Source organism: Segatella baroniae B14, from assembly GCF_022024235.1.
Taxonomy (GTDB): Bacteria; Bacteroidota; Bacteroidia; order Bacteroidales; family Bacteroidaceae; genus Prevotella; species Prevotella bryantii.
This window is the reverse complement of the sequence record NZ_CP091799.1, coordinates 1202730-1224897: the sequence shown is the minus strand read 5'-3', so window position 1 is coordinate 1224897 and position 22168 is coordinate 1202730. Positions and strand designations below refer to the sequence as shown.

The following is a 22168-nucleotide window of genomic DNA, read 5'->3' as shown; positions in this document are numbered from 1 at the left end:
GTCGTTTGAATAACGACAAGACCTCTTTATGGTCTGAACTTTCGATAAAGTTTCCATCCTAAGATAGCTCCATCTAAAAGAGAAGCTCCTGTACTTAATAAACTTCCTAACTTTTTTGAAGGTTTGGCTTGCTTGTCGAAAAGAGGAGCTTTATGGAAAAGTTTGCCCCAAAGTTTTTCAATTTTTTGGTTATCTTTCAGAATTTCATTCCGAAGTAGTTCTTTTTTTAGCTTGATATCGTTGAGATCATTATAATCCATCATGTTACAATTCATTGTTATTGTTCTCAAGTAGAATTCCAGCCAAGAAGTGGACCAGAGGCTTTTCTATCCAACGTTGACGAAAAAGGACAACGAGTAATAGAAAGAAGAGATAAATCGCACCTATAATAGCAAAAGCTCCAGCCATTCCGGTATGTGGAGCAATAGCGAATGCTGCTGCGAAACTGATATATATAAGGGAAATCAGAAGTAAAAGAATGATAGATACAGCGATCGCTGTTGCTGTAAGTAATCGTACAATTTTATCTACTACATCGAGCATCACATATTCTTTTTGGAGCCCGATGTAGTGTTTTAGTACCTCTACCAGTTGTCCGATAGTTTCTATATTCTGATCGTTACTAAACATAGATAAGATTAAGAGTGATTATTCTGCAGTTGCAGAATCTTTGATATCGTCTACTAAGTCTGCGACCTCTTTACTGCTTAATTTAATATCATGTTTTTTGAGGAAGTCATCAACTGTGTCTGTAATTTTTTTGCGGGTGTCTTCTCCCTTTTCTGGGGCACATAATAAGCCTAAAGCTGCGCCTGCAATTGCACCACCTAAAAAAGCACCAATGTAACCTAATGTTTTCATAATCTCTAATTTTAAGTTAATATTTACTTGATAGAATTTATCTGAAAGCAAATATACTAAAAAAACTCTAGTGATAATAGGTTTTAGTATCATTTTTTGTTAAATTACGTGCTTTAATTTGATTTAACAAAGTTTTTGCCGTGTGTCAGCAAAGAATATGAATAAAAAATTGTACCTTCGCAAAAATTAATAATCAGAGAATATTTAACTAACAAAAAATTAGCAAAATGAAGAAATATTTGGTATTGTGCGCAGGTCTTTGTGCTTTTATGGCTTTTACAAGTTGTAAATCAAGCGAAAGTGCTTATAAAAAAGCTTATGAAAAAGCTAAGGCTCAAGAAGCCGCTCAGACCAATGAGCCAATCGCAACTGCAGCTCCTGTTGTAACTCCTCTTGAAAACAAGCAGGTTAGTGAAACAACAGTTATGGATAATGCTGATAATGCAACTGTACGTTCTGAAGATGTTACAGTAGTAAGCGGTTCTGGTCTCAAGAATTTTAGCGTGGTTGTAGGTTCTTATTCATTAAAAGCAAATGCAGAAGGTATGCAGCGTACTTTGAAAAATGCTGGATATGATGCACAGATAGCTTATAATAGTGCTCGTAATATGTATCGTGTTGTTGCCACTACTTTTGCGGATAAAGCTGCTGCTGTTTCAAGCCGCAATCAGCTTCGTAGTAAGTATGCAGATGCATGGTTGCTCTTTAAGAAATAATTTATTACTCTCTGATTCGATCTCGGTTTATGGGTAGAATTTTGAGTATTGACTACGGAAAAAAAAGAACTGGACTGGCTGTGACAGACCCGATGCAGATTATCGCAAATGGTCTTACTACAGTCAGTACAGTAGATTTATGGGATTTCCTGCAGAATTATTGTAAAAAGGAAGGAGTAGAGCGTATCATTATGGGTAAGCCTACTCAACCTAACGGTTTGCCAAGTGAAAACATGGGGCGCGTTGAAAATTTTTATAATCGATGGCATAAAGCACATCCGGAGATCCCTATTGAATATTATGATGAGCGTTTTACTTCAGTAATTGCTCATCGTGCCATGATAGATGGTGGCGTTAAGAAAAAGGTAAGAAGAGAAAATAAAGGTTTGGTCGATGAAGTGTCGGCAACTATTATTTTGGAAGACTGGATGTCTTCACATCGTTATTAAAACGTTTTCAAGGTATACACTTTTATAATAAAATCTATACAGATTTAAAATATGATTTTACCAATTTATGTTTATGGTCAGCCTGTTTTACGCAAGGTGGCTTCGGATATTACTCCAGATTATCCAGAACTTAAACAACTTATCCAGGATATGTTTCAAACATTGGATAATAGTAATGGAGTGGGTTTGGCAGCCCCTCAGATAGGTAAGGCTATTCGTCTTGTTGTAATTGATCTGGATATTCTTAAAGATGAATTTCCTGAATATGAAGGCTTCCGTAAGGTTTTCATTAATGCGCATATCTTGGAATACGATGATACTCAAGAATCTCGTATGGAGGAAGGGTGTCTTTCTATTCCTGGCTTGTCCGAGAATGTAGTGCGTCCTACTCGTATTCATGTTAAATATATGGATGAAAATTTTGTAGAGCATGATGAATGGGTGGAAGGCTATAAAGCTCGTGTTATGCAGCATGAATTCGATCATTTGGAAGGTATTATGTATGTAGATAAAGTGAATGCTCTTCGTAAGAATATGATAGGAGGTAAACTTAAAAATATTATGAAGGGAAAATTCCGCTGTTCTTATCGTACTAAGGTACCAAGATAAGATAATCCTTCACCTCTTCAAAGGGTCTGAGAAGCTTATAATCAGTATAAAAAAATCTGAATATGCGAAAATTTTTGTCTTTGATTGCTGCTGCCTTTATGACCCTGGCAGTTCATGCACAATATAATATTGATAGAATACAAGTGGCAGGTCGCATAGCTCTCGATTATAAGGACTATGTACTTGCCATTCAACATTTTAATATTTGTGTTAGCTATAAGCCTTATCTTTATGAACCTTGGTATTACCGTGGAGTAGCTAAGTTTTATCTTGATGACTTTTCTGGTGCAGAAATGGATGAAACTGAAGCAATAAAATTAAATCCGTATATTTCGGATATATGGAATCTTAGAGCGTTGAGTCGTATTAAGCAGGATAAATTTCAAGAGGCTATATCAGATTATGATCAGGCCTTGAAAAGAGATCCAAATAATCGTGGATATATTTTTAATAAAGCGTATTGTGCAGTTAAGTTAAAGGATTATTCTTCGGCTCATCGCCAGCTGGATTCAATAGTGGCAAGGTGGCCTCAAATGGCTGATGCGTATAGTCTTCAGACTGAAGTATATCTTACGGAAAATGATACGGCTACAGCTGCAAAATGGTTAGATAAAACGTTAGAAATAGATCCGTATAATGGTGATGCTTGGGCTATACGTGGAAGATTGCATCTTTCCAGAAAGAGTTATAAAGTGGCTTTTGAAGCATTTAGTAATGCTATTCATTATGAACCAAAGGTCGTAAATAACTATGTTTATAGAGCCATGGCTAGTGTGAATCTGAATAAGTTACGTCAGGCTATGGAGGATTATGATAAGGCTGTAGAAATGGACCCTAATAATTTTATAGCTCATTATAATCGTGGATTATTGAGATTAACGTTAGGTGATGATAATCGTGCGATTAAGGATTTTGATTTCGTGTTGAGGCTTGAGCCTAATAATATTCAAGCTCTTTATAATCGTGCTTTATTAAATGATAAAACAGGAAATCTTAAAGCTGCTATTCGTGATTATAGCCGTGTTATCCAAAAATTTCCTAATTTCTGGAATGGTTTGTTGGCTAGAGCAAATTGCTATAGAAGACTTGGTATGAGGAATCAAGCAGAACTTGATGAATTTAGAGTCTTCAAAGCGCAGATGAATAAGCATTTAGGTGTACAACAACGATGGAGCAGGGCGAAACTGAACCAGGTTCGTCGTATGAGTGATATAGATGTCGATAAGTATGATCAGTTAGTAATAGCTGATGATGATATCGTAACAAAGACAACAGAATATAAGAATTCTTATCGTGGTGAAGTGCAGAATAGAGAAGTTGCTGCAGAATTTTTGCCAATGTTCCAACTTTCTTATTTAAAATATAAGAACGGAATAAAATCATTCGAGTTGGTGGATGGAGATTTGGAACTTTATAATAATCATCAAAAGCCGTTGAAACGTATTTATTTAGTGTGTACACCTCAAGCAATGGATGCCGAACAGACTTCTTCATTTATGAAGACTGTAATGCAGTTGAATGAGAAAATTTCAAATACGAGGGATGCCAAAATCGCAAGCAGCTTCTTGCTGCAAAGAGCAGTGGCTCAAGCTACTATACATAATTATGAAGAGGCAATAAGCGATTTGGATGATTATATACGAATGGATAGTACAAATGTCTTGGCATTTATGCAACGAGCCAGTTCGTTAGCAGAATTGGATGCTTATAATAGAAGTCAGGGCAGGAATAGCAGTATGTATACTACTCGTATAAATGATGACCTTCGACAGGCTATTCATCTGCGAAAGAATAACGCTTATTTGCTTTATAATATGGGGTGTGCTTATGCAGCAATAAAAGATTTTAATAAAGCAATTTTGTATTTCAGTCAGGCTATTGGTGTTAATCCAAATTTGGCTGAGGCTTATTATAATAGAGGTTTAGCCAAGTTGAGATGTAATGATGTTGGATCGGCTGTCAAAGATTTAAGTCGGGCAGGCGAACTTGGCCTTTATGATGCTTATAGTTTGATAAAGTCGGCTTCAAAAGAAAAAAAGGTGAGTACGAACAAGGCAAAATAGGATAGATATTGTCTATTACGTTAGCTGGTATGATATAATAGGGGATGAATCTTTGTATTCATCTCCTTTTTTATTGGTTTTCTGAGGAATACTTGTATTTTAATAGAATCTAAATTGCTATATATTCAAATAAAAAATGAAGAATTTTGATTATATTTAAAATTCTTCATTTTTTATTTGGATATTGTGTATATTCTTTCTACTTTTGTGCTTGATTAAAAGAAATACTAATTTGTTATGGTAAAAATCACTTTTCCAGATGGTTCTGTTCGTGAATACGAAGAGGGCGTAACTGGGTTACAAATCGCCGAGAGCATTTCACCGGCTCTCGCTCGCAACGTTGTATCTTGCGGTGTAAATGGTGAGGTTGTTGAACTGAATCGTCCAATCACTAAGGACGCTGCAGTAGAACTTTATAAGTTCGAAGATGAGCAGGGAAAGCATACCTTCTGGCATACTTCTGCGCACTTGTTGGCTGAGGCTCTTCAAGAGCTCTATCCGGGTATCCAGTTTGGTTTTGGACCAGCTATAGAAAATGGATTTTTTTATGATGTTATGCCTCCAAAGGGTGTAACTATCTCTGAAAATGATTTTCCAAAGATTGAAGCTAAAATGAAGGAACTTGCCAAGAAGGATGAGGCAGTTGTTCGTAAGGAAATAGCAAAGGCTGATGCTTTGAAAGAATTTAAGGCTGACGGTCAAGATTATAAGTGCGAACATATAGATCTCGACTTGGCAGATGGCTCAATTACTACATATACACAAGGTAACTTTACAGATCTTTGTAAGGGACCACACTTAGTATCTACAGGCGATATCAAAGCTGTTAAGATTACAAGTGTAGCCGGTGCATTCTGGCGTGGAGATGCAAAACGTGAGCAGATGACTCGTATTTATGGTATCTCTTTTCCAAAGAAGAAAATGCTGGATGAATATCTAGTGATGCTTGAGGAAGCTAAGAAACGCGATCATCGTAAGATCGGTAAGGAAATGGAACTCTTTATGTTCTCTGAGCGAGTAGGTAAAGGTCTTCCTATTTGGTTGCCAAAGGGTACTCAGTTACGCCTCCGTCTTCAGGAGTTGCTTCGTCGAGTATTGAAGCCTTATAATTATCAGGAAGTAATTACTCCAGGTATTGGTAGTAAAAATTTGTATATTACTTCTGGTCACTGGGCTCACTATGGAAAGGATGCATTTCAGCCAATACATACTCCAGAAGAGGATGAGGAGTATATGTTAAAGCCAATGAACTGTCCTCATCATTGTGAAATTTATGCTCGTAAACCTCGTTCTTACAAAGATCTTCCTCTTCGTATTGCAGAATTCGGAACGGTATTCCGTTATGAAAAGAGTGGCGAGCTTCATGGCTTGACTCGTGTTCGTACATTTACTCAGGATGATGCTCATATCTTTGTTCGTCCAGATCAGGTAAAAGCTGAGTTTGAAAATAATATTGATATTATCCAGAAGGTATTCTCTATTTTTGGCTTTAATGATTATGAAGCGCAGATTTCATTGCGTGATCCTAAAGATACTGAAAAGTATATAGGCTCTGATGAAATTTGGGAAGAAAGTCAAAATGCTATTCGTGAGGCTTGTAAGGAAAAGGGTCTTAAAGCTGTTGAAGAAGAAGGTGAAGCTGCTTTCTATGGTCCTAAGCTTGACTTTATGGTTAAAGATGCTATAGGTAGAAGATGGCAGTTGGGTACTATTCAGGTAGATTATAATTTGCCAGAGCGTTTCAAATTGGAATATACTGACGTAGATAATACCAAGAAGACTCCAGTTATGATTCACCGTGCTCCATTCGGTAGTCTAGAGCGCTTTACTGCTGTTCTTATCGAACATACAGCAGGTCGTTTCCCATTGTGGTTAATACCTGACCAGGTAGCTATCCTTCCTATTTCAGAGAAATATAATGATTATGCTAAAAAAGTAAAGGCATATTTGGATAAGCACGATGTACGTGGTTATATTGACGATAGAAATGAGAAGGTAGGTCGTAAGATTCGCGATAATGAGTTAAAACGTGTTCCTTATATGGTAATTGTCGGTGAAAAGGAAGCAGAAGGTGGTCTCGTTTCTATGCGTAAGCAAGGTGGTGGCGATCAAGCTTCTATGACTATGGAAGAATTTGCTAAGCGCATTAATGAAGAGGTAGCTGAGCAGCTCAAAGTAGTTGACAATGAATCAAATGATTAAAAGGTAAGGTATTATTTATGAATATTTCAAATAATACAGAAATATAATGTAAAAAGGTCAGGAATTATTTTGTTAGTTCCTGACTTTTTTGTAAATTTGCACCCGATTATTAAAAAACGACTTTATAAAAGTTAATGCAGAAGAACGACAAAAATAATTTGAAGAACCAGTATCGCGTGAATGAACAGATTCATATCCGTGAGGTTCGTGTAGTTAGTGACGAGGGCTCAGAGGTGATGCCTACCCGTAAAGCTTTGGATCTTGCACGTCAGCAGGGTGTTGACTTGGTCGAGATTTCTCCAAACGCCCAGCCACCAGTTTGCCGTCTTATAGACTATTCTAAGTTCCTTTACCAGCAGAAGAAACGTCAGAAAGAGATGAAACAGAAGCAGGTTAAGGTTGAGGTTAAGGAAATTCGTTTTGGACCTCAGACAGACGAGCATGATTATCAGTTCAAGTTGAAACATGCTCAAGAATTCTTGGAAGAAGGAAATAAAGTACGTGCATATGTATTCTTCCGTGGACGTTCTATTTTGTTTAAAGAACAAGGTGAAGTCCTTTTATTACGCTTCGCTAATGATTTGGAAGAGTTTGGTAAAGTTGAGCAGATGCCTAAGTTGGAAGGAAAGAAGATGTTCCTTTATATGGCCCCTAAAAAGGTAGGACAGGCAAAAAAGAGCCAACAGCGTGTGGATCGTGAAAAGCGTGAAGCTGAGGCTAAGGCTGCTGCAAAGGCTGGAAAGATCGAAAGCGTAGAATAAATGGTCGGGGTAATACTTGATGTAGTACTACTTTGAAAAGGTCTGCAGAAATTTCATAAGACTTAAAAAAAGTGCGTAACGCCCTGGTATATGCGTTGCCACTTGTTATTAATAAATAATTTAAAATAAACAAAAATGCCAAAAGTAAAGACTAATTCCGGCGCAAAGAAGAGATTCCGTTTCACCGGTACCGGTAAAATTAAGCGTCATCACGCTTATCACAGTCACATTCTGACTAAGAAGACAAAGAAACAGAAGAGAAATCTGGTTCACCAGACTCTCGTAGATCATGCAAACGTAAAGCAGGTACGCGATCTGCTCTGCCTTCGCTAATTAAAACTTTTTAGTCAAAACAATTAAAGGAAAAAATTATGCCAAGATCAGTAAATCACGTCGCTTCACGTGCTAAAAGAAAGAATATTTTAAAGCTTACAAAAGGCTACTATGGAGCAAGAAAGAACGTTTGGACTGTAGCTAAAAATACCTGGGAGAAAGGTTTGACATACGCTTATCGCGATCGTCGCAATAAGAAGCGTAATTTCCGTGCCCTTTGGATTCAGCGTATTAACGCAGCAGCTCGTCTTGAGAATATGAGCTATAGCCAGTTGATGGGTGCTCTTCATAAAGCAGGTATCGAGATTAACCGTAAGGTTCTTGCTGACCTCGCTATGAATAATCCAGAAGCTTTCAAGGCAATCGTAGAAAAGGTAAAGTAATTATTTACACCTAAATATAAACGCACTTCTCACAAGGAAGTGCGTTTTTTTGTATATGCTAAGTATTTTTTCACTATAATTTTGTATCTTTGCAACTAAAAAATTAGCTTTTAATGATATCAGTAGAAGGGTTAACAGTAGAGTTTGCTGCCAAACCATTGTTTGAAAATGTAAATTATGTCATTAATCCTCATGATCGTATAGCGCTCGTGGGAAAAAATGGAGCAGGAAAAAGTACAATGCTCAAGCTCTTATGTGGATTGCAAAAACCTTCATCAGGAACTGTATCCATACCAAATGAGTGCAAGATAGGTTATCTTCCTCAGGTCATGAAACTTCAAGATAATACTAGTGTTCGCGAAGAAACCCGAAAGGCTTTTTCTGAAAGTGTAATGTTGAAGGCCAAATTAGATAAAATGCAGCGGGAATTGGCAGAGCGAACAGACTATGAAAGTGAAGGTTACACAAAATTAGTTGATAATTTTACGCAAGAGCATGAACGCTATATTATGCTTGGAGGCGAAAATTATGAGGCTGAAATGGAGCGTACATTATCTGGACTTGGCTTTAGCAGAGCAGACTTGGAACGTCCAACTAAGGAATTTTCAGGTGGTTGGCGTATGCGAATAGAGCTAGCAAAAATTCTTCTTAAAAAACCAGATGTGTTACTTTTGGATGAGCCAACGAATCATCTTGATATCGAAAGTATTCAGTGGTTGGAGCAATTCTTAGCAACAAGTTCAAGTGCTGTCGTATTAGTTAGTCATGACCGTGCTTTTATTAATAATGTAACTAATCGTACTATAGAGATAACTTGTAGGCATATAGAAGATTATCGAGTTAAGTATGATGAGTATTTGGTTCTTCGTAAAGAGCGTCGTGAGCAGCAATTGCGTGCTTATCAAAATCAGCAAAAAGAAATAGCTGATATAGAAGCCTTTATCAATCGTTTTCGTTATCAGGCATCAAAAGCAGTTCAGGTGCAACAGCGTATCAGACAATTGGAAAAGATAGTTCCTATAGAGGTTGATGAAGTTGATAATTCTGTTATGCATCTTAAATTTCCTCCATGTCTTCGCTCTGGTGATTATCCTGTGATTTGTCAAGATGTTCGTAAAGACTATGATAAGAATGTTTTTGCAGATGTCAATCTAACTATCAAAAGAGGTGAAAAAGTTGCTTTTGTAGGAAAGAATGGTGAAGGTAAATCTACTCTTGTCAAGTGTATTATGGGGCAAATTCCATTTGAAGGAACCCTTAAAATAGGGCATAATGTTCAAATTGGCTATTTCGCTCAGAATCAGGCCCAAATGCTAGATGAATCCTTGACTATTTATGAAACTATAGATCAGGTTGCAACTGGTGATATTCGTTTGATGATAAACGATTTGCTAGGTGCATTTATGTTTGGCGGAGAAATATCAGAGAAAAAGGTTGGCGTTCTAAGTGGTGGTGAACGTAGTAGACTAGCTATGATTAAACTATTATTAGAGCCTGTTAATTTATTGATTCTCGATGAGCCGACCAATCACTTGGATATACCTAGTAAGGAAGTTCTAAAAGAAGCGATTAAGTCTTTTGATGGTACTGCGATTATTGTTAGTCATGACCGTGAATTCTTGGATGGGCTTGTTAGTAAAGTCTACGAGTTTGGTAATGGTAGAGTGAAAGAACACTTGGGCGGTATCTATGACTGGTTGAGTAGTTTACAAGTGACATCAGCTGTGAATGCTTTTAAATCGGATGTTCCAACTGTAGAAGATCGATTAGCTATGAGCAGCAGTAATACTATAAAACAGTCTGCGTCTTCAGAGAAAATAACTAATCCTGCAAAAGAAGCTTCGAGGTTGAGTTATGCAGAGCATAAAGAACTTCAAAAAAAGATTAGAAAAGCAGAAAAGGCAGTAAAGGAGAGTGAGAATAAAATTGCAGAAATGGAGAAGCGAATCAAAGAGTTGGATGAAATGCTCATGAGTCCGGAGAATGCAACGAATATGAGTATTATTAATGAGTATGCAGAAATTAAAGAACGATTGGATGCAGAAAATGATAATTGGTTTATTCTCAGTGAGAAACTCGCCGAATTGCAATAATATAGTAACTTAATAAATTATAAAAAATGAACATGAAACAGATCCTTCCGATAATGTTGATGTGTGCTTTGCCTATGGCTTCTCAGGCACAACATAAATCGGGTCTTGTTGAAAAGAATTTCAACAAAAGTGTACGTCCTCAGGATGATTTCTATGAGTTTGCTACTGGTGGTTGGCAGAAAAATAATCCGTTGCCTGCAGCCTTTAGTAGATTTGGTAGTTTTGATCAATTACAAGAAGATAACAATAAACGTATTAATAGTATCCTTAGTGAACTTCTAAAAAAGAAATACAAAAAGGGTTCTATAGAGCAGAAACTTGGTGATTATTATAAGCTTGCTTTGGACGTAGACCGTCGAAATCGTGAGGGTATTGCCCCAGTGAAGCCTATTTTAACGGAGTTGGTTGCTGCAAAGACAAAAGAGGATTTGAGAAAAATTCAGCTCAAATATTATGTGGATGGTTTAGGAGATCAATATGAAGGATTCTTTGATGCTGATCAGAAAAATGTTACGGAAAATATCCTTAATCTGTATCAGGGTGGACTTACTTTAGGTCAGAAGGACTATTACTTGAATAATGACTCTGCTACGGTTGCTATTCGTGAAGCTTATAAGGATTATATCGTCAAGATGTTTAAGCTTTATGGTTTTAGTGAGGCTGAGTCTCAAATCTACGCTGGTAATATTTTCCGCCAGGAAACTTTAGTAGCTTTGATCTCTAAGAGTATGACAGAACTTCGTGATCCACAAGCTAACTACAATAAGATGACTTTAGCTGAGTTTAAAGCGAATTATCCAAATATTCCTTTAGAAGCAGAACTTAATGCTCAAGGTATTAAAAGTGAGTATTTCCAACAATTAATTGTAGGTCAGCCTTCATTCTTTACAGGTTTAGATAAGCTAATTTCTTTGCAGAGTGCAGATGAAGTTCGTTCATTAATGTTATGGGATGTTATTTGTCATTCAACAGGTTTACTTACCGATAAAATTAGAGAAGCTTCTTTTGACTTCTTCGGTAAGACGATGAGTGGTCGTAAGGAAGATTATCCTCTGTGGAAGAGAGCTACATCTCAGGTTGAAGGAAAGTTGGGTGAGGTTTTAGGTCGTCTTTATGCTGAACGATACTTCCCTGAATCTTCAAAGAAAAAGATGGAAGAATTAGTTAAAAACTTGCAGATCAGTCTAGGTCAACGTATTGATGCACAAACATGGATGAGTGATTCAACAAAGGCTAATGCACACAAGAAGCTTGATAAATTCTATGTAAAGATTGGCTATCCAAATAAATGGACAGATTTCAGCAGTTTATCTATCGATCCAGAAAAAAGTTTTTATGAAAATGAAGCAGCTTGCCGTAAATTCATGTTGGAAGATATGATTAGACGTAAGGTTGGTAAGCCTGTAGACCGTGATGAATGGGGTATGACTCCACAGACGGTTAATGCTTATTATAACCCTACTACCAATGAAATTTGTTTCCCAGCTGGTATTTTACAGTATCCTTTTTTTGATGTAAAAGCAGATGAAGCGTTTAACTATGGTGCAATTGGTGTTGTAATTGGCCATGAGATGACACACGGATTTGATGATCAGGGCCGTCAGTATGATGCCGATGGAAATCTAAAAGACTGGTGGACAGCTTCTGATGGTAAGAACTTTGAGAAAAGAGCTAAGCTCTATGCAGATTTCTTTGATAATATAGAAGTATTGCCAGGTCTTCATGCAAATGGCAAGTTTACACTTGGAGAGAATTTAGCTGATCATGGTGGTCTTCAAGTTGCCTATAATGCATTTAAAAATGCAACAGCAAAGAAAAAACTTGGTGAAAAAAATGGTCTTACTCCAGAACAAAGATTCTTTGTTGCTTATGCTGGTGTATGGGGGCAAAATATAACAGACCAGGAAATACGCAACCGTGTAAAAAGAGATCCTCATTCATTGGGTAAATGGCGTGTAGATGGAGCTCTTCCACATGTTAAAGCTTGGTACGAAGCCTTTGGTGTTAAGAAAGGTGATAAGATGTTTATTCCAGAAAATGAGCGTCTTGAATTGTGGTAAATTGTATTTAAATTGAATATAAAAGTAAGGATGTCAATCTTTTGGCATCCTTTTTTTTATTTATCGATAAAAAAGTATATCTTTGCATTTGGATTAGTTTTTTAAGAAAGGAATTTTTAGAATGCCATTAAATTTACCAGATAAATTACCTGCAATAGAGATTCTGAAGAAAGAGAATATTTTTGTGATGGACGAAACGCGAGCACAAAATCAGCAAATTCGTCCATTAAGAATAGTTATTCTTAACTTAATGCCGTTGAAAATAACTACAGAAACGGATTTAATAAGACTTCTTTCTAATACGCCTCTTCAGTTAGAGATCTTTTTTATGAAGTTGAAAAGTCATACTTCTAAAAATACACCTGTAAAGCATATGAAGATGTTTTATAAGGATTCGTCTGAACTTATGAAGCAGAAATTTGATGGCATGATTGTTACTGGAGCTCCTGTAGAAACAATACCTTATGAGAATGTTGATTATTGGAGTGAAATTAACAAAATATTTGATTGGGCTCGTACTCATGTAGAAAGTACACTTTATTTATGTTGGGGTGCTATGGCTGCATTGTTTCATTTCTATGGAATTCCCAAATATAGTTTAAAGTCGAAAAAATTTGGAGTTTTCAAAACTTATCCGTGTGATCCTCAAGCTCAGATATTCCGTGGATTTGATGATTATTTCTATATGCCTCATAGTCGTCATACAGAAGTGCGTCGAGAGGATATTAGTCAAGTGAATGATCTGGAGATCTTAGCAGAATCACCTGATGCTGGAGTCAGCATCGTTTCCTCACGTAATGGTCGTGAATTCTATATTCTTGGCCATATGGAATATGCACCGAATACATTGGATCTGGAATATAAACGTGATAAGGGGAAACGTTCAGATGTGAATTTACCACAAAATTATTATCGTGCTGATAACCCAGAAAATGGTGTAGAGGTGCTATGGCGATCAGCTGCAAATCTTTTTTATAGCAATTGGATAGACTATTATGTTTATCAAGAAACTCCTTATGATATAAACGATATCAAATAAACTTTTAACAACATTATGCTTATGCGAAGCCTAGAGTTATTAGCTCCGGCAAAAAATTTAGAATGTGGTATTGCTGCCATAGACCATGGTGCAGATGCAGTATATATAGGTGCTGAACATTTTGGCGCGCGTCAGGCTGCGGGAAATAGTGTGGATGATATTGCACAATTATGTAGCTATGCTCATCAGTTTGGCGCAAAAATATATGTGACTGTAAATACTATAATCTATGAGCAGGAGCTGAACGATACTCAAAGATTAATAGACCAACTGGCTCAAATTCACGTAGATGGTATACTCATACAGGATATGGGACTGATTGATATCTGTAATCGTGCAGGAGTTGAGATTCATGCAAGTACACAATGTGATACAAGAACTGCAGAAAAAGTAAATTGGCTATATTCTTTGGGATTTAAGCGAGTAGTGTTAGCGAGAGAATTGTCTGCAGAAGAAATTAATAAGATTCACAAAAATAATCCGGATGTTGAACTTGAAGTTTTTTTCATGGAGCTTTGTGTGTAAGCTATTCTGGAGTATGTTATGCTTCTCAACATTGTTTTAAACGTTCTGCTAATCGAGGTGAATGTGCTCAATTCTGTAGATTGAAATTTGATTTAAAAGATTCTGACGGTAAGGTTATCGAACGTCAGCGCCATCTCTTGTCTCTAAAAGATATGTGTCAGATAGATAATTTGGAGACGTTGGCAGAGGCTGGTGCTTGCTCTTTTAAGATTGAAGGTCGGTTAAAAGATGTTACTTATGTCAAGAATGTAGTTTCTGCTTATAGTCAGAGATTAGATCAAATAGTGAAAAAGCACCCAGATCGATATTGTAGAGCTTCGGAAGGAACTATTGAATATCGTTTTGAGCCAAACCTAAAGAAAACGTTTAATAGGGGGTTTACAGATTATTTTATTAATGGTAGAAAACCAAATATTGCCAGTTTTGATACGCCTAAGGCCTTAGGGGAATATGTAGGTAGAGTGAAGGAGTTAAGACATACTAGCTTTAATGTTGCAGGAACAGCTACTTTCGCAAATGGAGATGGGTTATGTTTTATAAATGATGAACATGAACTGGAAGGCTTTCGTGTGAATAGAGCTGTTGGTAATAGATTGTATCCTTTACGTATGCCAAATCATCTACGTCCGGGGCTTGCGCTCTATCGGAATAATGATATGGCATTTGAAAAACAACTTGCAGGGAATACTGCTGTAAGGAAGTTGGCTGTTAATATGTATTTTTCATTGACGGATGAAGGCTTTTCATTAACTGTTATTTCTGGTCGTAAGAAGGGACAGGCATCTGTTGTATTTGCCCATCAACTGGCAAAAAAGCCACAGCGTGATAATATTATTAAACAGTTATCAAAATTAGGTAATACGCCGTACATTTGTGATGAAATCAAAATCGAAGAGGATGCGGATCGATATTTTTTACCCTCAAGTATTCTTAGTGATTTGAGACGAGAAGCGATTGATAATCTTTTGGTTGAACGAGCGGTTAAAGATACGGTCACTGATAATCTACAAGAAAACAAAAAGTTTTGTAATCTAGTTTGGCAGCCTGAGTATAAGGATTATCCTTATCTTTATAATATTAGTAATCATGTTGCCAAGTTATTTTATGAAAATCAGGGTATGTCGCAGATTGGTAATGCTTTTGAATTGGATGCTTATCAGAACAATCCTTTGATTATGCAATGTCGCCATTGTATCAGATATTCTTTAGGCTATTGTGTAAAACGAGGTGGTGAAGTTCCATCTTGGCATGAGCCTTTACGGCTGGAATTATCTGATGGACGCAGATTCAGATTAGAATTTAAATGTTCGGAATGTCAAATGAATGTATATGCAGAGAACTAGAATCTATATTTTACTATTGCTTTTCATAGCAGCTTTTTCTTTGAGTAGTTGCTATAAGAGTCGCCATCATCATCATTTAAAGGAAAAGCCTTTTGTTGAATTGAGCGAAAAACAACAGGACTCTATAGATTTTAGAACAATTCATCATTATACGAACAATTATAACTTTGTGGTCAAAGCTGACAGTATGGAGTTGATGAGACAGTTGCCAGAAGAAAAACTTAGCAACATGTTAACAGATTCTTTTACAGTCAAGAAATATGATCATCTAGTAGTTTCCGATATTCGTATTGTACCAACTGACAGTGTAGATTCTGTTTGGATTCAATTAGGAACCGAAACATCAATGTTCGGATGGATACATGAAAGCAGTATGTTACATAAAGTCGTGCCTGATGATCCTATCTCTCAGTTTATATCTCTGTTTTCTGATATCCATTTGCTGATATTTTTAATAGTTATCGTATTAATAGGGGTGGTTTACTTATTTAGAAGAATTGTCAATAGTGATGCAAAAATCATACATTTTAATGATATTGATAGTTATTATCCTACAGCATTAGTATTGATAGTGGCATCTTCTGCAGCTTTCTATGCTAGTATCCAGATGTTTACCCCAGATACCTGGCAAGAATTTTATTTTCATCCAACTCTGAATCCTTTTGCAGTTCCAGGTATACTGTCTATCTTTTTAAGTTCAGTTTGGCTTATGTTGATTGTAGGGATTGCGTGTATTGATGAGGTTTCAAGAAAGCTACCTATTGGAGATGGTATGCTATATCTATTTGGTCTTCTTGCAGTATGTGCAGTGGATTATATAGTATTTAGTGTTAGTACTCTATATTTTGTTGGCTATATTCTTCTAATATGGTATTTTTATTATTCAATATCCATAAAAATATAAAACAGACTAGATTCAAAAAGTAAGTATTTCATAACTATCTTTCTTTTATAGCGTAGTTACAATGTTTTTACCTTATAATACCTATGCTTTGGGCTATCAAAAGCTATAAAATCAAATGTATAGATAATACGAATAACTGCTGTATGTGGATCTGTACGTACCGTGGTATGAGAGATTGGAAAAATCGAGTAGGAAGAAAATAACTTCATTTTCTTCCTACTCGATTTTTTATAGATGTAAGTAATGTATATTCTGTTGAGTAATTTGTGCTAAATATTCAAGAAATAACATTTTTCATTTCATTTTGCTAAATAATTTAGTCTTTATTCTTTCAAATTGAAAATATATTTGTATATTTGCAACCAATTAATAAATAAACTAATAGGTGAACAACGATTATGATTTTGGATATTGATATGTTGAGAAGCTTTTATGCTTCCTATTCGGAAACGGTAAAGGCTGCCAAGAATGTGATGAAGAGACCAATGACCTATGCAGAAAAGGTTCTTTATGCTCATATTTATGATTTTGAAGATTTGAAGCCTTTTAAGCGTGGTGAATCTTATGTCAATTTTCGTCCTAATCGTGTGGCTATGCAAGATGCAACTGCTCAAATGGCTTTGCTTCAGTTTATGAATGCTGGTAAAGACAAAGTTGCCGTTCCTGCAAGTGTTCACTGCGACCACTTAATTCGTGCTGATGTAGGTGCAGACAAAGATCTCCCTTTAGCATGTCAAACAAACAAAGAGGTATACGATTTTCTAAAGTCAGTATCTCAAAAGTATCATATCGGTTTTTGGGCTCCTGGTGCAGGTATCATTCATCAGGTAATATTGGAAAATTATGCTTTCCCTGGTGGTATGATGGTTGGTACAGATTCTCATACACCTAATGCAGGTGGTTTAGGTATGGTTGCTGTTGGTGTTGGTGGTGCTGATGCTGTAGATGTGCTTACTGGACAGCCTTGGGAACTTAAAATGCCTCGTTTAATAGGTGTACATCTTACAGGTCATCTTTCTGGATGGGCAAGTCCAAAAGATGTAATTTTAAAAATTTTGGGTATTCTTACAGTTAAGGGTGGTACTAATGCTATTCTTGAATATTATGGTGATGGATTGAAGGATCTTTCTACTACAGGTAAGGCTAGCATTTGTAATATGGGAGCAGAGCTTGGAGCAACCTGCTCTTTGTTTCCTTTTGACGAGAATGCTGATGAATATTTACGTAAAACAGGACGTGAAGAAATTGCTATACTTGCTCAGCAGAATGCAGCAGAGTTACGTGCAGATGATGAAGTTTATGAACATCCAGAGTTATTCTATGATCAAATTGTAGAAATCGATTTGAGTAAAATTGAACCTCATCTCAATGGTCCTTTTACTCCAGATGCAGCTACACCAATTAGTCATATGAAGGCCAAGGGACCTGCTAATGATTATCCAATGACAGTGGAAGTAGGTCTTATTGGTAGCTGTACGAATTCAAGTTACCAAGATTTGGCTCGAGCAGCTTCTATAGCTCGACAAGCTTATGAGAAGAATATTCCTGTAAAAGGTCAATTAATCATTAACCCTGGATCTGAACAGATACGATATACTGCAGAAAGGGATGGAATTCTTGATGATTTCAAACGTATAGGTGCGCTTATTATGACTAATGCATGTGGTCCATGTATTGGTCAGTGGAAGCGTCATACAGATGATAATACTCGTAAGAATGCTATTGTTACATCTTTTAATCGTAACTTTAGACGTCGTGCTGATCAGAATCCTAATACTTATGCTTTTATTGGTGGTCCTGAAATGACAACCGCTTTAGCTATTGCTGGTCGTTTGGACTTTAATCCTGCTACAGATACACTGTTGGATAGAGATGGTAATCCTGTATTGCTGGATGAACCCCAAGGTTTTGCATTCCCGCCTAAAGGATTTGAATGTGCTTCTGATGAAAATGTAAAGGGTGTTGAAGCTTTAGAAAAATATTCTCTCTTTATAGCTCCTTCTGAAGGTCATAAAGATATTGATGTGGTAATTTCTCCTGATAGTAATCGCTTACAGCGGTTAGTTCCATTTGAGCCTTGGGATGGCAATGATTTTGAGAATATGCCAGTGTTAATCAAAACAAAAGGAAAGTGTACTACTGACCATATTTCAATGGCAGGTCCTTGGTTGAAGTTTAGAGGGCATCTTCAGAATATTTCAGATAATTTGCTGATGGGTGCTGTAAATGCTTTCAATGGAGAAAATAATAAGGTTAAAAATCAGTTGAATGGTAATTACGAAGAGGTTTCTTCTTCAGCAAAGGCTTATAAAGCCCAGCATGTATCTTCAATTGTTGTGGCAGAAGATAACTATGGTGAAGGTTCAAGTCGTGAGCATGCAGCAATGGAACCAAGATTCCTTAATGTAAAGGTGGTCTTGGCAAAAAGCTTTGCAAGAATCCATGAAACAAACCTTAAAAAACAAGGTATGTTGGCGTTGACATTTGTTAACAAAAATGATTATGATAAGGTTCAGGAAGATGATAGAGTCTCTGTGACCGGTTTGAATAATATTGCCCCTGGTCGTAATATTCAAATTACATTGAAGCATAAAGATGGAAGTGTAGAACAGTTTGATGCTGCTCATACTTACAATGATACCCAAATAGAATGGTTTAAGGCTGGATCGGCTTTGAATTATGCAAAAATGAAAGGAATTTAAATAATGAAGAAAGAATATCTAATCTATAAATTATCTGATGAAGTAAAGAATTCTTGCAAAATTGATACCGAACTCTTTTCTAAGTATGGTGTAAAGCGAGGTCTTCGTAATGACGACGGAAGTGGTGTACTTGTGGGTTTGACGAATATAGGTAATGTTGTTGGTTATAATCGTGCTGAAGATGGAAAGTTAACACCATGTCCTGGAAAACTCTATTATCGTGGCTATGAGCTTGATGATTTAGTAGCTCCACTGCTCAAAGAAAAAAGATTTGGTTTTGAGGAGATTGCATATCTTTTGCTTTCAGGAAAACTTCCTGACAAAGAGGAATTGTCGGCTTTTAGTGAACTTCTCAACGATAATATGCCTTTGGATCATCGTACAATCGTGCATATCATAGATTTGGAAGGCAATAATATCATGAATATTTTGGCGCGATGTGTCTTGGAAATGTATACTTTTGACCCAAATCCAGATGATATTAGTAGAGATAATTTGATGCGTCAGAGTATTGAGTTGATTGCAAAATTTCCAACGATAGTTGCATATGCGTATAATATCTATCGCCATGGTGTGCAGGGTAGAAGTTTGCACATTCGTCACCCTCGTGAGAATTTGAGTATTGCAGAAAATTTCCTTTTTATGCTGAAGCATAATCATTATACAGAACTCGATGCACGTATGCTTGATTTGCTTTTGATTATTCAGGCCGAGCATGGCGGTGGTAATAACTCTACTTTCACCGTTCGTGTTACAAGTAGTACTCGAACTGATACATATTCAAGTATTGCTGCAGGTATTGGTTCTTTAAAGGGACCTTTACATGGAGGAGCTAACATTAAGGTAATTAATATGTTTCATCACTTAAAAGAGCAGATCAAGGATTGGACTAACTTAGATGAAATAGATACCTATTTAAATCGTATGCTTAATAAAGAAGCTTATGATAAAACTGGCTTGATTTATGGAATTGGTCATGCCGTGTATACAATGAGCGACCCTCGTGCTGTTGAACTTAAGAAATTGGCTGGCGAACTTGCTAAAGAAAAGGGGAGAGTGGAGGAATACGAATTTTTGAAGCTTATAGAGCAAGAGGGTATTAAATGTTTGACAAAATTCCGTCAGGGTAATAAGCCTGTTTGTGCAAATTTGGATTTCTATAGTGGTTTCATATATGAAATGATCGGTCTTCCTCAAGAAATTTATACTCCAATTTTTGCAATGGCTCGTATTGTAGGCTGGACAGCGCATCGTATCGAGGAACTGAATTTTGCTGGTAGAAGAATTATTCGTCCTGCATATAAGAACGTTCTTGACGAAAAAGAATATATTCCAATTTCCAAACGATAATTATACTTGTCAAGTAATTATAGTATATTAATAAAAAGTTAGAAGTAAATCGATATGGTATTTATCTTCTAACTTTTTTGCGTTTTGTGAGAAATAAAGTATCTTTGTAAAAAAAATAAAAACTATGAATACTAAACTTTATTTTGGTAGCTTGATTGTTACATTGCTAATACCTTCAGAATCCAAAGCACAGATAAGTAAGGCAACTCCAGATCATCCAAACATAATCTTTATTTTGGCTGATGATATGGGCTATGGTGATTTACATTGCTATGGTAATCAATATATTAAGACACCCAACATAGATCGATTAGCTGAAAGTGGTACACGCTTTGAACAAGCTTATGCTGGTAGTGGAATCTCTTCTCCATCAAGATGTTCTTTGATGACTGGGAAAAATACAGGAAATACGAGGATTCGTGATAATCAATGTCCTGTAGGTGGAAAAATAGGAATAAAAATTAATCCTAAGGGAGATACTACTTATATTCATCGTGCTAATTTATTACCTGAGGATACAACAATAGCAACCGTTCTTCAAACTGCTGGATATCGTACATGCTTGGTTAATAAATGGCATTTAGATGGTTATGATCCGATGGCTGCTCCAAACCATAGAGGATTTGATGAGTTTTACGGATGGACAATTAGTACACCGCATAGCAACGGCCCGTATTATTATTATCCATATTATCGTTTCCATGGAGACTCTTTGATAAACATTAAAGAAAATGAACATGATGCCCATGTACGTCATAATACAGAGATCTCTACTGATGATGCAATTGCTTTTATACATCGAGAAAAAGATCATCCTTTTTTCTTGTATTTAGCTTATGATGCACCTCATGAGCCTTATCATATTGATGATACTTCATGGTATGATGAAAAAGGTGAATGGAGTATGAATACAAAACGATATGCAGCTTTGGTAAGCCACATGGATTATAATATTGGTCGTGTCTTGGGTACTTTAGATGCTTTAGGGCTTAGGGAAAATACTCTAGTTATTTTTGCAAGTGATAATGGTGCTGCTGTTATGGCTCCAATCCAGGATTTGAATAGTGGCGCTGGTTTAAAGGGACATAAGGGACAACTTTATGAGGGAGGTATAAAGGTTCCTGTAATCGTTAATCAACCAGGTAAAGTACCTGTTCAAAAGTTGAATAATATTATTTATTTCCCTGATTTTATGCCTACTTTTGCAAAAATTACAGGATGTACGAAGAGTTTGCCTAAAAATATTAATGGTATGGATATTTCTCCATTATTTTATGGTGAGCAGATGGATACAGATAATCGTTATTTATATTGGGAATTTCCAGGTAAACAGCGTGCAATACGTTTTGGTAAATGGAAGGCTGAAAGTATAGGAAAAAATAAGCCTTTAGAGCTTTATAATATTGAAGACGATAAGTATGAGACTACCAATTTAGCAGATAAATATCCTAAATTATTAAAGCAATTGGACAAGCAAATGAAAAAGATGAGAACTCCTTCTGAATATTGGCCTATTGAAGGAGAAAAAGGGTATAAAAATCTGTCTCTAAAGAATTAATAAACAAAAAGGTCTATTTCAAGAAACCTGATATTGAATTTACATGCAATATCAGGTTTCTTGATTTGATTATTTTAATTTTCGGGTGACAATATATTTGATTAAGAATAGTAAGATAGTAATAATAATGATGACGATAAACTCTATAATTGTTTTAAGCAAAGAACTCTGAATGGTGAGGATATCATCCAAAATATTCATGGTGATGATTGCTAAT

The 22168-nt window shown here is 36.2% G+C and carries 18 protein-coding genes and 1 pseudogene; 16 read left to right on the top strand and 3 right to left on the bottom strand.

From position 1 onward, the window contains the following. Window positions 1–26: 26 nt before the first annotated feature. From L6469_RS05180 to L6469_RS05170, 3 genes are read right to left on the bottom strand one after another with little or no spacing between them, the layout of a single operon-like run. On the bottom strand, window positions 27–275 hold the full coding sequence (locus tag L6469_RS05180; protein ID WP_027452892.1) for a hypothetical protein: 249 nt from the start codon (window positions 273–275) through the stop codon (window positions 27–29). After that, complete coding sequence (locus tag L6469_RS05175) at window positions 265–630, bottom strand: hypothetical protein (protein WP_027452891.1); 366 nt, start codon at window positions 628–630, stop codon at window positions 265–267. Before L6469_RS05175 ends, L6469_RS05180 begins: the two co-directional genes overlap by 11 nt. Window positions 631–648: 18 nt before the next feature. Then, window positions 649–861 (bottom strand): YtxH domain-containing protein, encoded by a 213-nt coding sequence (locus L6469_RS05170; protein ID WP_006281743.1) that lies wholly within the window; start codon window positions 859–861, stop codon window positions 649–651. Between the two features lie 227 nt (window positions 862–1088). On the opposite strand from L6469_RS05170, the gene L6469_RS05165 reads away from it, so the two are divergent. The 16 genes and pseudogenes from L6469_RS05165 (at window position 1089) to L6469_RS05090 (ending at window position 21951) form a co-directional block, all read left to right on the top strand. Continuing rightward, entirely contained in the window at window positions 1089–1577 is a 489-nt protein-coding gene (locus L6469_RS05165; RefSeq protein ID WP_006281742.1) for an SPOR domain-containing protein, read from the top strand. Between the two features lie 29 nt (window positions 1578–1606). Further along, a complete protein-coding gene (gene ruvX / locus L6469_RS05160; protein WP_006281741.1) occupies window positions 1607–2026 on the top strand; it encodes a Holliday junction resolvase RuvX in 420 nt (139 codons plus the stop codon). Window positions 2027–2077: 51 nt separating this feature from the next. After that, window positions 2078–2635 carry a peptide deformylase gene (gene def, locus L6469_RS05155; protein WP_006281740.1) on the top strand — a complete coding sequence of 186 codons (558 nt, stop codon included), beginning with the start codon at window positions 2078–2080 and terminating at the stop codon, window positions 2633–2635. A 62-nt stretch (window positions 2636–2697) separates the two neighbouring features. After that, window positions 2698–4698 carry a tetratricopeptide repeat protein gene (locus L6469_RS05150; RefSeq protein WP_006281739.1) on the top strand — a complete coding sequence of 667 codons (2001 nt, stop codon included), beginning with the start codon at window positions 2698–2700 and terminating at the stop codon, window positions 4696–4698. Window positions 4699–4935: 237 nt separating this feature from the next. Further along, window positions 4936–6900 (top strand): threonine--tRNA ligase, encoded by a 1965-nt coding sequence (gene thrS / locus L6469_RS05145; RefSeq protein WP_006281738.1) that lies wholly within the window; start codon window positions 4936–4938, stop codon window positions 6898–6900. A 134-nt stretch (window positions 6901–7034) separates the two neighbouring features. Then, window positions 7035–7661, top strand: a complete 627-nt coding sequence (gene infC, locus L6469_RS05140; protein ID WP_006281737.1) for a translation initiation factor IF-3 — start codon at window positions 7035–7037, stop codon at window positions 7659–7661. Between the two features lie 135 nt (window positions 7662–7796). Further along, window positions 7797–7994, top strand: coding sequence for a 50S ribosomal protein L35 (gene rpmI / locus L6469_RS05135; protein WP_039869836.1), 198 nt, complete (start codon window positions 7797–7799; stop codon window positions 7992–7994). A 38-nt stretch (window positions 7995–8032) separates the two neighbouring features. Then, window positions 8033–8377 carry a 50S ribosomal protein L20 gene (rplT, locus tag L6469_RS05130; protein ID WP_006281736.1) on the top strand — a complete coding sequence of 115 codons (345 nt, stop codon included), beginning with the start codon at window positions 8033–8035 and terminating at the stop codon, window positions 8375–8377. 113 nt (window positions 8378–8490) lie between these two features. Further along, a complete protein-coding gene (locus L6469_RS05125) occupies window positions 8491–10470 on the top strand; it encodes an ABC-F family ATP-binding cassette domain-containing protein (RefSeq protein WP_074803073.1) in 1980 nt (659 codons plus the stop codon). 26 nt (window positions 10471–10496) lie between these two features. Beyond that, a complete protein-coding gene (locus L6469_RS05120; RefSeq protein ID WP_039870934.1) occupies window positions 10497–12530 on the top strand; it encodes a M13 family metallopeptidase in 2034 nt (677 codons plus the stop codon). Between the two features lie 121 nt (window positions 12531–12651). Beyond that, window positions 12652–13569 carry a homoserine O-acetyltransferase MetA gene (gene metA, locus L6469_RS05115; protein ID WP_006283126.1) on the top strand — a complete coding sequence of 306 codons (918 nt, stop codon included), beginning with the start codon at window positions 12652–12654 and terminating at the stop codon, window positions 13567–13569. A gap of 21 nt (window positions 13570–13590) precedes the next feature. Next, window positions 13591–15437: pseudogene (locus tag L6469_RS05110) on the top strand (peptidase U32 family protein). After that, window positions 15424–16341: a hypothetical protein gene (locus L6469_RS05105; RefSeq protein ID WP_039870963.1), complete on the top strand. Its 918-nt coding sequence runs from the start codon at window positions 15424–15426 to the stop codon at window positions 16339–16341. Before L6469_RS05110 ends, L6469_RS05105 begins: the two are co-directional and overlap by 14 nt. Window positions 16342–16739: 398 nt before the next feature. Continuing rightward, on the top strand, window positions 16740–19043 hold the full coding sequence (locus L6469_RS05100) for an aconitate hydratase (RefSeq protein ID WP_006283130.1): 2304 nt from the start codon (window positions 16740–16742) through the stop codon (window positions 19041–19043). Window positions 19044–19046: 3 nt separating this feature from the next. Continuing rightward, window positions 19047–20393 carry a citrate/2-methylcitrate synthase gene (locus L6469_RS05095; protein WP_006283131.1) on the top strand — a complete coding sequence of 449 codons (1347 nt, stop codon included), beginning with the start codon at window positions 19047–19049 and terminating at the stop codon, window positions 20391–20393. Window positions 20394–20517: 124 nt separating this feature from the next. Further along, window positions 20518–21951, top strand: coding sequence for a sulfatase-like hydrolase/transferase (locus L6469_RS05090; RefSeq protein ID WP_006283132.1), 1434 nt, complete (start codon window positions 20518–20520; stop codon window positions 21949–21951). Window positions 21952–22168 lie beyond the last annotated feature (217 nt).